General features: G+C 38.2%; 10 protein-coding genes and 1 pseudogene. 4 read left to right on the top strand and 7 right to left on the bottom strand.

What is annotated here, in order from left to right:
• Positions 1–336: 336 nt before the first annotated feature.
• From BGC07_RS23455 to BGC07_RS13735, 3 genes are read right to left on the bottom strand one after another with little or no spacing between them, the layout of a single operon-like run.
• Entirely contained in the window at positions 337–3459 is a 3123-nt protein-coding gene (locus BGC07_RS23455; RefSeq protein WP_069313565.1) for a UvrD-helicase domain-containing protein, read from the bottom strand.
• 40 nt (positions 3460–3499) lie between these two features.
• Entirely contained in the window at positions 3500–3742 is a 243-nt protein-coding gene (locus BGC07_RS23450) for a UvrD-helicase domain-containing protein (protein WP_069313564.1), read from the bottom strand.
• Positions 3739–6432, bottom strand: a complete 2694-nt coding sequence (locus BGC07_RS13735) for a PD-(D/E)XK nuclease family protein (protein WP_069313563.1) — start codon at positions 6430–6432, stop codon at positions 3739–3741. Before BGC07_RS13735 ends, BGC07_RS23450 begins: the two co-directional genes overlap by 4 nt.
• A 290-nt stretch (positions 6433–6722) precedes the next feature.
• Here BGC07_RS13735 and BGC07_RS22585 point away from each other — a divergent pair.
• Together BGC07_RS22585 and BGC07_RS22580 are read left to right on the top strand one after the other, a co-directional pair.
• A pseudogene (locus tag BGC07_RS22585) lies at positions 6723–7655 on the top strand (MFS transporter); the annotation flags it as partial.
• 52 nt (positions 7656–7707) lie between these two features.
• Positions 7708–8196, top strand: a complete 489-nt coding sequence (locus BGC07_RS22580) for an MFS transporter (protein ID WP_317135134.1) — start codon at positions 7708–7710, stop codon at positions 8194–8196.
• Positions 8197–8316: 120 nt separating this feature from the next.
• On the opposite strand, the gene BGC07_RS13725 is transcribed toward BGC07_RS22580, so the two are convergent.
• Positions 8317–9126, bottom strand: a complete 810-nt coding sequence (locus BGC07_RS13725; protein WP_069313562.1) for a DUF1338 domain-containing protein — start codon at positions 9124–9126, stop codon at positions 8317–8319.
• A gap of 75 nt (positions 9127–9201) precedes the next feature.
• Positions 9202–10725: a hypothetical protein gene (locus tag BGC07_RS13720; protein WP_069313561.1), complete on the bottom strand. Its 1524-nt coding sequence runs from the start codon at positions 10723–10725 to the stop codon at positions 9202–9204.
• A gap of 239 nt (positions 10726–10964) precedes the next feature.
• Here BGC07_RS13720 and BGC07_RS13715 point away from each other — a divergent pair, with 239 nt between their 5' ends.
• Both BGC07_RS13715 and BGC07_RS13710 read left to right on the top strand, forming a co-directional pair.
• A complete protein-coding gene (locus BGC07_RS13715; protein ID WP_069313560.1) occupies positions 10965–11870 on the top strand; it encodes a tetratricopeptide repeat protein in 906 nt (301 codons plus the stop codon).
• A gap of 483 nt (positions 11871–12353) precedes the next feature.
• The gene (locus BGC07_RS13710) at positions 12354–13121 is read left to right on the top strand and encodes a tetratricopeptide repeat protein (protein WP_069313559.1); all 768 of its coding nucleotides are present in this window, start codon (positions 12354–12356) and stop codon (positions 13119–13121) included.
• A gap of 7 nt (positions 13122–13128) precedes the next feature.
• Here the strand turns inward: BGC07_RS13710 and BGC07_RS13705 are convergent, their stop codons facing one another.
• Both BGC07_RS13705 and BGC07_RS13700 read right to left on the bottom strand, forming a co-directional pair.
• On the bottom strand, positions 13129–13803 hold the full coding sequence (locus BGC07_RS13705) for a class I SAM-dependent methyltransferase (protein WP_069313899.1): 675 nt from the start codon (positions 13801–13803) through the stop codon (positions 13129–13131).
• A gap of 25 nt (positions 13804–13828) precedes the next feature.
• Positions 13829–15319 carry a class I SAM-dependent methyltransferase gene (locus BGC07_RS13700; protein WP_069313558.1) on the bottom strand — a complete coding sequence of 497 codons (1491 nt, stop codon included), beginning with the start codon at positions 15317–15319 and terminating at the stop codon, positions 13829–13831.
• Positions 15320–15536: the final 217 nt, after the last annotated feature.

Raw genomic sequence — 15536 nt, 5'->3', positions numbered from 1 at the left:
CCCCCCTTTACTCAAAACTTTGTCATTATTTTTCATTGGCTATTCTCTTTTACCTTCAGCCTAAGCAAGTAAAAACTCAAACAAGCACAATGAGTTAAACCCCCGCATTATAAACCAACAACCTACCTTCAAGTCAAATAAATATTGAATTTAATTACAAATTTTATTATCAGGCTGTAAATTTTGGGTCTTTGGCACTGGCATTAAATCCCTAAACAAAGAATACCTCTACGGCAAAAACAAATAAGACTATTTAGCCAATAGCATTTTAATCAATTAAAATCAATAGGTTAACCTTAATCATTTTTATCTATCTCAAAATACACCACAGCCTATTTATATTTGTAGAGAAAAATGCTCATAAACCACGAGTTGATCTAGCCAGGGGAAATAAAGCGCAGCTTTAACATGTTGATCACCTTTGTCAATAAAAAGCTGCCAATAACGCTTCATCTGAGCTTCATAATTCTTTTTTTCATGCTCAAAGAAAATACGGATTTGCTCAGCATGATGACCAAAGGTAGGCTTCGCTGTTTTAAAGTCAATAATCCAGCGAACACCCGATTCATCATAAAAAGTCCGATCAATAATATGTCGACTCATTCGACCATATTTCTTATTTAAAAGAACATATTCAGAACGTGCATTAATACGCTCAGGCGATAATAAATAAATCGCAAGCGCTGATTTTTCAATTTGGCTCATCAATTCATGAATATCTTTTAGTGCATGATCTTTTTTCAGACCAATCATGCCATAACGACGCAATAAGCTCACTAACAATTTATCACTGCACTTTCCCGCCTGCCATTGAGGCAATCCTACACGACTAATTGCGCATAACAGCTGATGACAAACCTGACCAAAAGCACGTTCCTCCATCGCCTGCCAATGAAAATGCTCTGGTGACAATTCCGTATTATCAAACCCATGTACTTCACGTCGCGCTTGTGGATCCAAACAATATTCATAGCGGTTCGCCAGTAAACTATAATGATCTGCCGGTAAAGCCCAGGATGAAGGCAAACGATAATTACAGCCATCAAAAATTTCTTCATTCGCCTTAGTAAGCTCTGTCTTTGCTATATTTTCAACGCCCTGTAACTTTTCAACAGCAGGCGGCATCAATGGCCATAACAACCTTAAAAAACTTCCCAGAACAGGTAATTTAACATTGCTTTTCTTATCAAATTTAACTTGACCTAATAGGTGCAATTCACTTTTAGCACGCGTTAAAGCCACGTAAAGCAAACGCATCCTTTCATGATTATTTTTATCAGCTTCAAGATTACGAATATAATTATACAATGGCTGAGTTTGACGCTTTTCTGGAATGGGCGCTAATACCGGCTCACCATAACCACGCGATAGCCACAATAACAACTCCTGCTGCGATTGTCCTTGCCCCTGATGCAAGCGGGGCAAAATCACACAGTCAAACTCTAAGCCCTTTGCCTTATGAATAGTCATCAACTGCACACGTGCCTGACTGTGCTGACTACTTGCTTTAAGTAGACTAATCCGATTTTTCAAAGCCTCTAAATCAATTTCTCCTTGACGACCCTCTTCATCGAGTAAATCAAAAAGACTCATCGCATCATTAAAGTCATTTTGATTTGATAAACTTGCGCTACCACCCAGTGCCTCCCAAACACCTTGCACCCAAAGCCGCAACGATAATCGGCCACGTTGGAAAAATGCTTCGCTTAACACCGGCACAACCCTAGCCAACCTCACCTTAGCATCTTCACTCAAAGCCAAGACTTCATAATTCGTGATAACTTGCCATAGATTCTCTTCATAACTGGCGATAATTTCTAAATCAGCAAGCGTTAAACCACACCAAGGTGCACGTAAAAAGGCCAACCAGGCTAATCTATGATAAGGCTGAGTAAGCACAGTCATTAAAGTAATAATATCTGTTGAAATCATACGTTCAGCAAGGCTAGCAATTTCAACAGCCTGATAGGCAATCGATGACTTTTGTAACGCCAAGATCAAGTCAGTGAGATGGTTACGACTGCGCACAAGAACCGCAACTTTCCCCTGTTTTTTTGAAGCTAAATAGTTTTGAATAATTATGATTGCTTTCTCTGTTTCCTCTTGGTCTGAAGTCGCCAAGTGAACCTCTACACCACAAGCTTGCTTTGGCAAACTTGCCTGAGAAGCACTATAACTCACCGCACCCGTCGTTAAATTATCTGCATTTGGGAAAAATTGCTCACAAGCATGATTAACCCAACGAATAATATTTTCTTGCGAGCGAAAGTTCGTTTTCAAAACTAAAGGCGTTAGCTCTTTCTCAGATAACCCTTTATTACGAACCTCTAGAAAAATTTCAACTTCTGCATGGCGAAAACGATAAATACTTTGCATCGGATCCCCGACAAAAAATAACGTTCGACCATCTCCTTGCTGCCAACCAGCAGATAGCAATTCAAATAAACGCAACTGAACTTTTGAGGTATCTTGAAATTCATCACACAATAAATGCGATACCTTATAATCAAGTGCCAACGCTAAATCCGTAACTCCTCGCTGATCGGCAAGGGCATCTAACGCTCCCAAAGCGACCTGGGTAAAGTCCAGTTGGCGTGTACGACCAAATTGCAACCACAGCTTTGCAACTAACTCTTTTAATAAAATTCCAATCGACCATAGCAATTGCCAATCATCATCTCTGTAATAAGGTTCGGGCAAACTGATTACGCGCTGCATAAGCCTTAATAACTCACCATTTGATCTTGTATTTACTCGCTGCAACTCACTCGCCATTTCTTTAAGCTCTTTATGAAACTGCTGCAATTGTACTTTTTCATCGCCAGTGGCTGTAGAAACGGCTGGAATCCCCTGCTTCTTATTAAAAACTTTCCTAAACTCACCCTTTTGATTCAAGAAAAATCGGCAAAATGCCTGCCAACTGCTTAGCTCAACTTTCTCTCCCGCGGGAATGCTCTTCCAGTTCAGCAATGGTTCATTGGTATATGCGCTAATTTTACGAATAGTATTTAAAGCACTTTGATTAAAAAATGACTCTTTCTTAAAGAATTCAAAAAGAGCCGATAAATCTTCATTGATTAACTCTTCTAAAGCACCCTCAAAAAACTGCCGCGCTTGGTCACTATCACTACTTTCAAAAAAAGGCAGCCAAACATGGCGACTTTGTAACATATCGGCTAATAATATTGATGCATTTTGATAATCATTATGCCGATGTTTTAAAAAACACTCGATTGCATGCTTAACCACTAAAGCCGGCTTTTCCTGCAATAATATTGCTAGAGCAGCCTGCTGATAAAGCTCCTCAACATTTTCTGCGACCTTAAAGCCACCCCCTAAAAAAGAGGTATTAGGTAACTGCACTGCAAGCTGGCTGGACAAAGCATCGATCGTCATCACTCGAAGTCGAGTTGGATTTTCACACAAAAACCAATTTTTCTGCTTGTCGCGAATAATCACAGCACGCGCTAATTGCCAGGTTTTCTTCTTATGGCTTTGTTCAGGCTCTGCTTTTTTTCGCTGCCGCGAGACTTTCTAGTAATCGGTTTTTCATTTCTGCCGCAGCTTTACGGGTAAAAGTAATCGCTAAAATTTCTTCGGGCTGCTCAACATGGGCAAGCAAAACAAGAATACGCTGAATTAATAATTCAGTTTTCCCAGAACCGGCAGGCGCTTGAACAATAAAAGACTCATCAGCGGTTAAAGCCCTATCACGCTCATTCGCATCGACGAGTATTGTCATTGGCTGCGCTCCTGAATGCGGCATAAAGGCTTAAGCTCACAGTACTGACACGCCTGCTCACTGGGTAAGACCTGTGCCTGACCTTGACCAAAATTTGCCGCAGTCCGCTCAAATGTCTCTTGCCAATATTGAAGCTGTTCAGGCCAACAATCAGCCGATTTTTCTTTAAAATAATCCAGCGATTTAACACTATGTTCGCCTACACCTAAACCTAAATCTAGCTCTTTTTCTGTGATTAATGCGTTGAATTTACCGCCTTCTGCAAGCACTTTAGCAAAACCAAACCCTGCTAATTGGCGACTAGCACTTGAACTTACATCTTGAGTTAAAGCGTATAAAGGCAACTGTGGCTCTTGCATCGGCTGATTAAACCAGTGCGCCATCTTAGCGCTATCACTGGACTTATAGTCCCATAATAAAGCGCCAACTTCAGTGTCATCAACACGATCAATCCGCAATTGAAAAGAAAACCCTGCTAAAGATAAGGTACGCCGAGTTTCAATACCCACCACATCAAAATCTAACTCTCTTAGCTTCTCCATCGTCAGCCAGGCAATCACTAGATCAATCAAACGTTGCTCTTCGAGTTGCCACTGGGTTTGCGCCACTCCTTTGAGTTTTTTTTGCCAAGAGCCAATCACCCCTCGAACCACCTCAGTGACAAGCCTATGGCAACTCTCATCTGTTAATTGCTTTAGCTGATTAGAATTTTGTATCCGTTGCCAAACACGATCAAGCACTGCGTGCAATAAGGTTCCCTGATCAGAAAGTAATAATCCCTCACGAATAGGCTCAGGACCTCTTGCATTTAAACGAAACAAGCCATAGGCCTGAAACGGACAGGATAATTGTGAGCGAATCACTTGAGTTCCCCCAGAAACCTCTGCTCCAGGCGCTAATTTAGAGCCTTGCTCATCCAATAGAGATTCTAGGGAGGCACCTAATAACGACTCACGAAAGCTTACACGCCGAGGACTTAAATATTCGTCACAAGAAGGCATAGCTAAATGCTCAATTAATGCGCTCGGGCGCAATTCAAGCTCACCAATGCAAGTAGGCAAGCTGATGACCACCTGTTCTGCAGCACCTAATAAACGCTTAAACAATCGCTCTGTAAGTTGGAGTTCACGTTCAGGTGAGTTATGCGGCATATCATAGTCAACTTGCAGTCGTGCCGGCAATAACGGATGCAAATCCGCAGGCGCAGGCCATAATCCATCATATAAGCCCGTAACCCACAAGGCATCGAACTTTTGCCCTGACGCTTCTAGCAAGCCAAAAACATAGACCTGAGTAATATCGCTGCGAGTTTGCGTCACTTTGGAAAACAACGACTGCTTTAGGTGCGCAATCATTTCTAAGAAAGTAAGCGGTTTACAAAAGCCACTTAAACTAACGCACTCATCGAGCACTTCAGGCCAAAGTTTTGTTGCAATTTGATATTCTTCTGAGTTAAGCACCCGCTCACCTGGCCAGCCCATAATTAACAATAAACGGCTGATTACTATTGCCCAGTGTTCCGGCGGATAACGCTTTTGATAATGCTCTTTCATCCAATAGCTAGCACTCTTAAGTGCTGCCGATAGATCTAATGCCTCATATTGGTCAAGTAATTTTAAGACATATTGCACACTGATTGTTGCTTGGCGTTGCTCCACTAGGTGATTCAAAACCGCTAAACGGGCAAATTGTTCCGCTTCAGATGCTCGTATAAACGGGCTTTGCAATAAGCGCTGCCATAACAGTAGTTCTGGTGTTTTACCGATGAATAAGGTTAACAGATCAGTAATAATTTGAACAAGTGGTTGACCATCTAGCCGAAATCCTCCTGAAATATTCACTTTTCGCAATGAATAGGGTGACCCTGGCAAGTGACTCAATGGTGCAAAGACATCATTAAAAACTTGCTCGATACGAGCACGCTGCTCAGTTAAATCAGGAACAACAATGCCAATGGTTTTTTCTGGATATTGACGAGTTAACTGTTCGGCCCACTCTGCCGCCAAATAAAACTCGTCTCTCGGCTCATTCGTCACAATCAGCTGAGGCCCGTGAGCCGTGTTGGTGGATTCAGCTTCAAAAATGCTATATGAAGTGATACCCAGCTCTAGTAGCTGGCGAATCCAAGCAAGCTGTTGAGGTGTAAATGTGTCAAAACCGACAAAAACAATAGTTTCATAACAAATTGCTAATTTTTTTTCAGAAACTACTGTATTTAATACATCCCAACGTTCACAATGGAACAGCCAGTGATTCAATTGCATGCGCCGAACGAGTTCTGCTTGCCAGTTTAAAAAACGCTCAGCATCATATTGCATCGGATAGTTTTTAATCTCTTCAATCGCCAACTGCCATTCGTGCAAGCGCCGATTTGCTGTCATTGCCAACTTCACCAAAGTGCTTGTCTTGCTCACATCCTCCTCAAGTCCGCCAATAACAGTCTCCCATAACGCTTGCTCTTGAGCATTATTGAGAACTAAAGGCAACTCCTCACCCCAACCTAAAGAAAGAATTTCTAATTCATTCCACAATAAATCACACCAACTCGACCAGGCATAAATCGCCGGTTCTTCCACAACTTCTTGCTCTTGGCTAACAAAACGTAAGCAGTCTTGTAAGCGCAAATTAGGTGTCACAATAAGTGTTTTTTCTACTAATAGATCAATAATCGGTAAATAAGCGCTTTTCATCTTAACACTATGTTTTATTATTTAAATTCAATTATAAAGCAAAAAAATGACTTAACAATTTTCTTGTAAATTTTCTACATTAAAAATCATTGCGCACCGCAAAAACAATTATCGTTGATTAATTTCTCCCCACCCCATATAATTTTCTGTTAAGCAATCCAGGTTATGCTCAATATATGAGAAAATTTCTTACAATTTAACATTAACCTGGAGCTTCTGGCACTTATTATGAAAAATCCATCGCCAGCCGCCTTACATAGGACATCCTAAACACAGGAGAAAGGTAAAAAATGACCGCGCAGCCGTCCACTCAACTCAACCAACAGCCCCCACAAGGAAGATACAAGTCTGTTGTCTATCGAATCTGTATCATCGCCGCTTTAGGTGGCCTGCTTTTCGGCCTCGATATGGGCTTTATCGCCAATTCACTCGATGCAATCAAAAGCGTTTATGGCTTAGATCTACAGCAAGGGGAGCACTATGCTGCCGTCCTCGCCTATGGAGGAATCTTAGGTGCTTTATTAAGCGGTATCTTCGCGCGCTTTTTAGGTCGTAAAAAGTCACTGGTTGCCGCTGGTTTCTTGTTTACTATTGCTTCTGTTTTATCGGCGACGATGCCATCAATACTCATTTTGCAATTTTGTCGCTTTATCATCGGTTTTGCGGTCGGAATCGCCTCTTTCGTTGTGCCTCTCTATCTTTCTGAAACTGCACCAAAAAAAATTCGTGGCGCAATGGGTACCTTATTTCAGCTCATGATCACAATCGGCATCTTCTTAATCGCCGCAAGCAACGTCTCTATTATCCAAATTTTCGTCAAACCCACTATCACCGTTCCACTGATGTTTTTAGTAATTGCGATCTTCGCTATCATCATGTTCATCGGCGGCCTAACACTGCCAGAGTCCCCTCGTTGGCTCGCCCTTAAAGGGCGTCATAACGAGGCAAAAGCCGTGCTTAACAGACTACGCAATACCCAAGCTGAAGTTGAAAAAGAGTATCGCGAAATTGAAGACAACCTTAAAACGCAAACTCACGGCTTATCTTCACTTTCTAAAGGTTATTTCTGGAAAGTGCTCATTCTCGCTATCTTTATCCAATGCTTCCAGCAGCTTGTCGGCATCAATATGATAATCTATTACTCGCCAACCATCTTTGGCTACGCAGGCATGACTGGAGTTGTTGCAATGCTGCTGGTTCCGACAGTGAACATGCTCTTTACCTTCCCAGCAGTTAAGTGGGTAGAAAAATTGGGGGCGCAAGAAGCTACTGTACATGGGGTCAATTGCCATGTTTATTGCTATGACCGCTGCAGGCTTATCATTCTGGATGATGGGGCACAGCTCCCCCACTGGCATCGAAAAAGGTATGCTCTTTGTCTCAGTGATTGTTTATATCTTTGGTTTTGCCGCATCTTGGGGCCCTGTTGCATGGGTACTTTGCTCCGAACTTTTCCCACAAGAAGGCCGTGAAATCGGCATGACAGTCTCAACAATGGTCAACTGGACATTTGCCGGGCTTGTCATGGGCACTTCTCTTACTATCATGCACCATTATGGCAATTCTTCTATTTTCTTCGTCTTTGCGCTTCTTTGCTTACTTTCCTTAGCATTTGTCAAAGTTTTTATCCCAGAGACAAAAAATGTCATGTTAGAAAAAATCGAGGCTGACCTCAAAGCCGGCGTCCCCCTCAGCCAACTTGGCCAAGGTGAGACTCAAGGACAGCCTACTCCCTCTCAACCCCAGCCTTATCCAACCACTTAATTTCAAGCGCATAATAATTAAAGGCCAGTGTTCACTGGTCTATTTATTATTAAATGCCCTAAAAAAGGGCAAAACTGCCCTTTTTATAAATCGATAAAAGTCTTTAATTATAATTAAAAACTAAGCAACCGCATCATTCTTGTTTGTACTTTCAAAAATCTTATCTGCAGATGACGCAACAAAGCCGGTATACAACTTACCATCCACTTCATAGCGCTGAGCGAACTCATAGTAACACGATGGAATCTTAAAAATACCATCTAGAAAAGTCACTTCAATCTTGCCTGCCATCGTGCTCGATTGCTCTAAACCAACTTTTTTACTGCCCTTAATCTCTCCACCTGAAGCATTTAAGGTTATTTTTTTACTCTTTAAAAACTCATTAAGCTTTTCTAAAGTATCGTATTTTTTCAAGGCATTTACATTCACAGTAAAGTGATTAGCCTGAAAACCAAAGGCATAAACCCAGGCTGCATATTCAGACTCTTTCAATAATTCTTGATAAACATCATGCTTAATCGGTCCCCAGACAAGCTGGGCAAAAGGTAGATTCTCAGAGTGTAAAATATCCTGAGGAATTTGATCAATCGATGTTTTAACCACCTGCTGTAATTCTTCACTAAATTCTTCTAATAATAATTCACTGATAAATACTTTCGGCTGGCTCGCATCCTCATGCTCAAAATGCTTGGCATACAGCTTTTTCTCTTTGAAGTGATATTCGCCCGCAGCTTTATAACCTTGAGCCTCAAATAAGCGCGCAAGACGATCTATATTGACTCGTGAATCGTTAAACGTCCTAAGGGCAATATGATCATTTTCAATCACCTCACCCTCTTTTAGCAACAAATTATGAATTTTTGCAACATGTGGATTATTTTCAGTATAAATCCCCCAAAAACTGGCGAAAATATCATCTAATTTACTCATTGGCATACTCCATGTCGAGATCTAAAGTCACTCCATCTTACGCTGAGTATTCCAGCAAAACAAGCTCAAAACCGATTAAATTAGCTGCAATGCCAAAGGGGTAATATTCTTCGCTTGACCTAAAACAGCACTGCTGATTCTTGTACTTATTTCATCACGTGTCAAACTAGCTAACTCATCACTCAATCGACTATCTTCAAACGTTTCATCCACTGACTGATCAGTCTTTTCAAGCAGTGCAATCTGGTCACTAATACTAGCTTTTAAGCGGGTTACAAATTCTGAAATCTTACTCAAACTCACCAAAGCCCCTTCTGACACACTCACAGCAAGCTTAGCTGCCGTGATATCTTCGACCGATGCTTTATCCAAGGCATGAAACACTGAAGGATTAAAGCCCGTATTGTCAAAAATACTTTTATTTGTTCCATCCCCTTGAATAGAAAAGCTCACATTGCTCTCCAAACGCACACTTCCAGCAACCATGGCAGAGCGGTTTAAAGTTGACTCTCCTAACGAAGTAACATCATTATCACTATCAATTAACGATAAATCAGGACCATAAGGGCCACTTTGATAATTACTCACCTGTATATTTGCGCCGGTCTCATGTGTCAGGCGAATTTGGTTTTTCTCCGTAGCCGATGTAAATTCAGCTTTAATACCTGTTTTATCAGTCACTAAGTTAATTTGATCTAACAGCGCTGTCAGGTCAGCCTCGTCTGTCACCGTTGCTTCTATCAATTGGGTATTCGCATAATCAGCTAAAGTCGCCCCATCTCCAGAAGCTAAGTTAAAACTAAACACAGTCGATGCGCTGATATCACCCAGTTTTATATCCACATGAGTTTCAGCACTCGCGCTCACCCCAGTTTTTGTCGTTACCTGATTGATTAAATTAGTGAAACCTTGAGCCGACAAATTACTGACCACACTTAAATTTAAGCCCTTTTCTTTTTCATCCCCTGTAAGTTGGTCACTTTTAATCGTTAATGCTTGTACCGCCACACTGTTAGATGTCGTAACTGTACCAGAAGGACTGAGCACCTGGTTCGTTAAGCTGCTTCCTGTTGTGTCTAACACATAACGCCCTAAATGGCTTGTTTGAGTGTCACCGATTAAGATATTAAGCTTTTCTGTACTTAAGTTATTGTCAAACAAAAAGTAACTAGCAAAGCTACCATCTAATAACTTGGCTTCATTAAAGGCTGTATTCGTTGCCAAGCTTGCATAACTCGCTAAGTTAGTCTTAACACTTTGGTTTAACATATTGCGCTCATCGGTTGTTTTAATAACTAGCCCTGCATCTTGTGCGAAATTTTTAATCCCTTCAACCAGGCTAATTTGCTCTGTAAGCGCTGCTGCTGCGATCTCAGTGACAGATAAGGCCTCATTCGCACTCTGTATAGTAAATAGGCGTAAAAGCACATCTTGCTCCGTGCGCGAGCTGATAGAAGCATGTTTTAGGTGATCTATAGCGTCCGTATCTTTAAAAGCGATGGAAAGAGGACTATTTGCATTACTCGAGAGCACAGTGCGTGCTTCTGAAAACTTCATATTGATGGCATCAATATTCATATTTATCAATGAGCTTGTCATACCCCATCACCCCAACTTCTAGACCCAAACAATTGGACCCCTAAAGGTATCGCAAGTTGCACTGACTCGACCATTTCTGGAAAACTTTAGTAATATTTACTTCTTTCAAATCAATCAATTAAAAGTCAATTTAAAATACAGTAGGTTAATTTATTGATATATAAAAATTTGATTCCAAGCAATACTTGCGCTATAGCACACTTATCACGCTAGCGCTTTACAAATAAAACGAGATCACAATGACAACAGCAGATAAGAGTCAAGAAATATCAACATATTATAATAAATTAGAAAAACTATTAAATATTAACAAAACATCTTTGAAAGAAATCACCCAAACGCTTGACCAGCTTTATCAAGAAATACAAGATAATGATCGCCAAAAGGAAAATCATAAAAAAATAGAAGTGCTAATAAAACAGGCATTACACAAAAAAGACACAAAAAAATATCATGAAGCTCTCTTGCATTACTATACAGTCTTCAATCAAATAGACAAAGGCATCGAATTTTATAAAAGCTTAAAAACAAGTTTCGATAAACATATTATTCTAGCAAAGCTTATAAAAAAGCAAGACAAAGACAGCCAAAGCTACATCTACCACTTAGAAAAGGCATTTTTCTTAAATATTTATGATGATGCATTACTTAAACTCATTGCTGACACCTACTCGAAAAGCAAACAGCATTTTGAACTACTTAGCTTTTATAATAAATTATTAGAAAGAATACCTCACTCAGCAAAAGTATACTCACTACGTAGTGGTGTACTCATGGATTTAAACCAGTACAACCCAGCAAGGGAATCTGCCATCCAAGCCATTAGGTTAGGTGCGGCACATGATCTAGAAACAGCCTCACATACATTAACAAATGCTTTACTTGCCGGGGTCGACAATACTCATATTTCAAAACTGCTTCGGCAAGCCAAAAAGCATATCTGGGCTCACAAGATAGTTACTCAAACTAGAATTATTAATACTCCCAGCACCTTTTTTTGCTTGGAAGAAAATATTAAAGCTTCTTTAATGACCCTCAATAAAAACTTTCCATTTAAAAATGTCATCATTAATAACATTTACCCACAAATACTTGACCCCAGCATCGATATAGAAAAAAAATATCTAAAACTCTGCAATCAATAGAGAAAAGTAAAACTAAAATAAATCTCGAAAAAGCAATACAAGACCAGACAGTCTCATTACTACCTAGACCGTCATTTTTTATGGATTATTATAACTTGGATGAAATCCAACTAAAAAAGCTTTAGAGAGAAATTTTCAACTCTTTATCAACAAGACAGGGATAGACCTCCTCATATAAACTCTAAAAATATTATTATATTCTGCGACCGTGCCTTCCCATTATTTTTAAAGCACTTTAAAGATTTCCTTAACGCTTGGAATTATGATAAAAACTTATATATCGCTATTAGCCCCACATTTGAAGAGTTATTTAAAACAAACATTCAAAATATTAAGTGCCTACCTCTATATATCAATGAAAAAGATATTATCACTGATATAAAAAAACTAAAGCCAGACCTGATATTTTACTTTGAAATAGGAACCTCGCCTTTAAATTATATACTCCCTTTTTTACGTCTGTCCCATATACAGGCCACAGGGTTGGGCATTCCATCATCAACAGGACAACCTTATGTCGATTACATGATACAACAAAGCAGTCTGTTAAGAGAAGAAAATATCAACAAACTTTACTCTGAAAACCTTATTCTTTCTAAGAAGGTTGTTTTACAAAAACCAAAAACCAACTCAAATCTAGAGGCCCAAGGTCTCCCCGATGGCAACCTCTATATGCTCCACCATTACCATTTTAAAGTTCACCCAGATATGGATGAAATTATCAAAGAGATAATTTTATTAGATAGCAACTCTCGAATTATAATAGGTTATATGCCAACATATTCAACTCTTCAATGCATTCAACATCGCTTATTCAAAACTCTTGGACAACAACGATACACTAACCACATTTACACTCTTAAAGAGCAAAATATGAACCAATTACTTTCCATTATTAAAAAAGCAGATGTTGCTCTTGACACTTTCTACTTCGGCATGGGAACCACCGCTTTAGAGTGCATCTATAACAACTTGCCAATAGTGACTTACCCATCATTGTCAAGAACACATATCAGCCGAGTTGTTCAAGAAATATATATTAGATTGGATTCTCAACTTATTAAAGAACATTGTATCGCAGAAAGTAAAAATGATTATATTTATAAAACAACCCAACTAGCAACGAATAAACAACTCAACAACAAAATAAAAACTGAAATAAAAGAAAATATAGATAAAATTGATCAAGATCAAAAAATAGATAGCAACAGCTTGGCAGAAATTTTATATTCAATAAGCCATGAAACTTAAGCTATACCTATTTAAAGTCAGGCAAATCGTCCACATACCAAAGTGCCATTACCAAGTATTGCTGCACTGACCCGAGCAATAAAACAGGGTCAGGAAAATTAAATGGAGGCAAAAATAAGTTTACAATTCTGCCCATAAGATAACCTTGCTCATAACCAACGGGGACATCTTCATTCGTTCCTGGAACTTCAATGTTTACGTGCTTGCCTCCTAACATAGGTATTACTGGTGTAAAGTAAGTATTAGCCATAAAATATTTAGCACCACTAGACTTTATATTAGCAATCACTCGTTTTACATTATCATTAGAAATATGCAGAAATAATTCCTTGCAAAAAATTAGCTCTGCATTCGGACATAGGTCATTAATAATATCAAGATGTATAAACGTTCTGTTATCTGTCGCATATTCCTCCTTATTTTTTTCTATAAGAGACTTAACGATATCACAACCAATATATTTAGTTTTACCAAAGTCCACAGTCTTCATAAAATTAAAGTCACCGCACGGAATATCACAAAGACTATTTATGGAAATATTTTTACATATAAACTCCAAGCCCTTTCTTATATGAGCCGTTGCAGCTAGAGTTGACCCTGGCCCTGACGATGACTCATTGCTGCCCCAAGACAAATCATGACTTTCATATACCTCTGTGAATATTTTTTCATTATTTTTCACATACTCTCCAAATATAACATATAGATCAAGACTTATTTTTCCTACACCAAAACTGATACATACCATAAAACGAGTCTTTATTTTTATTTTCAAACTCACTCCAATAATCAAGATTAAAAAGCTTTGACTCATCACCAAATTCGTTCAAAAATTTAACGCGCAATTCCCTTGAAATATGAAATCCCATGAACTCAATATTTAACCTCTTTAGCATTTCTTTTATTTTTGGTATTGTGAACTGCTCTTCTTGAACATGAGCAACTAAATCCCTAAAAGCGCTAGCACTGTAAAAGTCAGACCACTTTTGAAAAAAATCATTATAAGGAGAGTCATTATTATTTAAAATATTAGATCTTATTTCATATAGACTTTTTACATCATAATTATCAGTTTCCTGCTTATATTCTTGCTTAAATTGATTAATACTACTTCTAGCTTGAGCACTGTATAAACCAACTTTAATAACACCACCAGGCTCTAAAATATCAATTAAATTGCTCCACCCTTCAAAAGGCTGCTTAAGATGGTGAAGCACTCCTACACATTCTATATAGTCAAATGTACCAAAACTATTTTTATCAAGATTCAGTAAATCCGCTTGATGAAAACTAACTTTTTTAATATCAGATTTTTCTACCATGTACTTAGCATACTTTAGAGAGTTAACACTGATATCTATTGCTAGAACTTCTTTATATAGGGTACTTTCACAAAACCCAACAACTTGCTTTCCTGTTCCGCATCCTGCAATTAACACTCGAGGATTTTTCCTCCCATTTAAAAACTTAGTTTTGTCTCGATCACAAAAGTTTTCAAATATATTACCCAATGGAACCTTACACCTTAAGTAATTGTTATATGTCCAACGAGGGTATGGATTTTCCTCATACATTTCTCTCACTAAACCACTGTCATCATTAATTTTAAAGCTGCTCTCTATATCAATTAACTTAACCTCCTGAGAAATATTAATCATTTCAACCATACTTTTTATATAAATATCACTATTAAACTCAACGCTTATTAAATCAATAATTTCTTTAGGCATTTCAAAGAACATAAAGCAAACTAAATTATAATAGATTTCATTTATTTCTTTTATTTTATTTATTTTCTCTATATCTTCATCATCATAAAAGAATATATATTCACACTTCCACGCCTGTTTTGATATAACTGATATTAAAAATAAAATTTTATCTGAAACTTCTTCCCTTTGAAGGATAAAATCAACAACAACCTTTCTTGATTTTACAAGAAAGACCTCCAGATAATTGCTATTCATTTGAAAATTTTCAAGATAGTAATAAACCAATTTTGTATTTAAGACACTAATAACATCGTCTAAATTAATTTCATCAACACTGCTATTTTGCAGCTCATGAAAATTTTTATTCTTCACTATCAACATATGGATAACATACTTAATCTGGTCTACCCCTCCTTTACCTTGTTCTAAAATATACTCAATGTCAGTAACTATACTATCCGTTTTTATAAGATCATCAAGTGTCATAATAGAAACTATATACAGATATAGAGAATATATATTTATTTCATAATTTGATTTTTAACAAAAGCATTAACTAGATTATATAATTCAGTCATAGGAACTAATTTGTTTTTGCAAGACTCACTAATAATTCTAGCAACAACTCCTTTATATTCTATTGATTTTTCTTTATCATTTTCATATAAAATAGCAAAAAAAGGCTTTTAAGGCTGTCTTTGAT

This window comes from Piscirickettsia litoralis, assembly GCF_001720395.1.
Lineage (GTDB): Bacteria > Pseudomonadota > Gammaproteobacteria > Piscirickettsiales > Piscirickettsiaceae > Piscirickettsia > Piscirickettsia litoralis.
Note: the sequence above shows the minus strand (reverse complement) of the source record. Positions and strands in the feature narration are given on the sequence as shown.

What these genes read in the sequence shown, in the direction of transcription:
- BGC07_RS23450 (WP_069313564.1), bottom strand. Translation starts at nt 3,742, where the DNA reads ATGACAATACTCGTCGATGCGAATGAGCGTGATAGGGCTTTAACCGCT.
- BGC07_RS13735 (WP_069313563.1), bottom strand. Translation starts at nt 6,432, where the DNA reads ATGAAAAGCGCTTATTTACCGATTATTGATCTATTAGTAGAAAAAACA.
- BGC07_RS22580 (WP_317135134.1), top strand. Translation starts at nt 7,708, where the DNA reads ATGGGGTCAATTGCCATGTTTATTGCTATGACCGCTGCAGGCTTATCA.
- BGC07_RS13725 (WP_069313562.1), bottom strand. Translation starts at nt 9,126, where the DNA reads ATGAGTAAATTAGATGATATTTTCGCCAGTTTTTGGGGGATTTATACT.
- BGC07_RS13720 (WP_069313561.1), bottom strand. Translation starts at nt 10,725, where the DNA reads ATGACAAGCTCATTGATAAATATGAATATTGATGCCATCAATATGAAG.
- BGC07_RS13715 (WP_069313560.1), top strand. Translation starts at nt 10,965, where the DNA reads ATGACAACAGCAGATAAGAGTCAAGAAATATCAACATATTATAATAAA.
- BGC07_RS13700 (WP_069313558.1), bottom strand. Translation starts at nt 15,319, where the DNA reads ATGACACTTGATGATCTTATAAAAACGGATAGTATAGTTACTGACATT.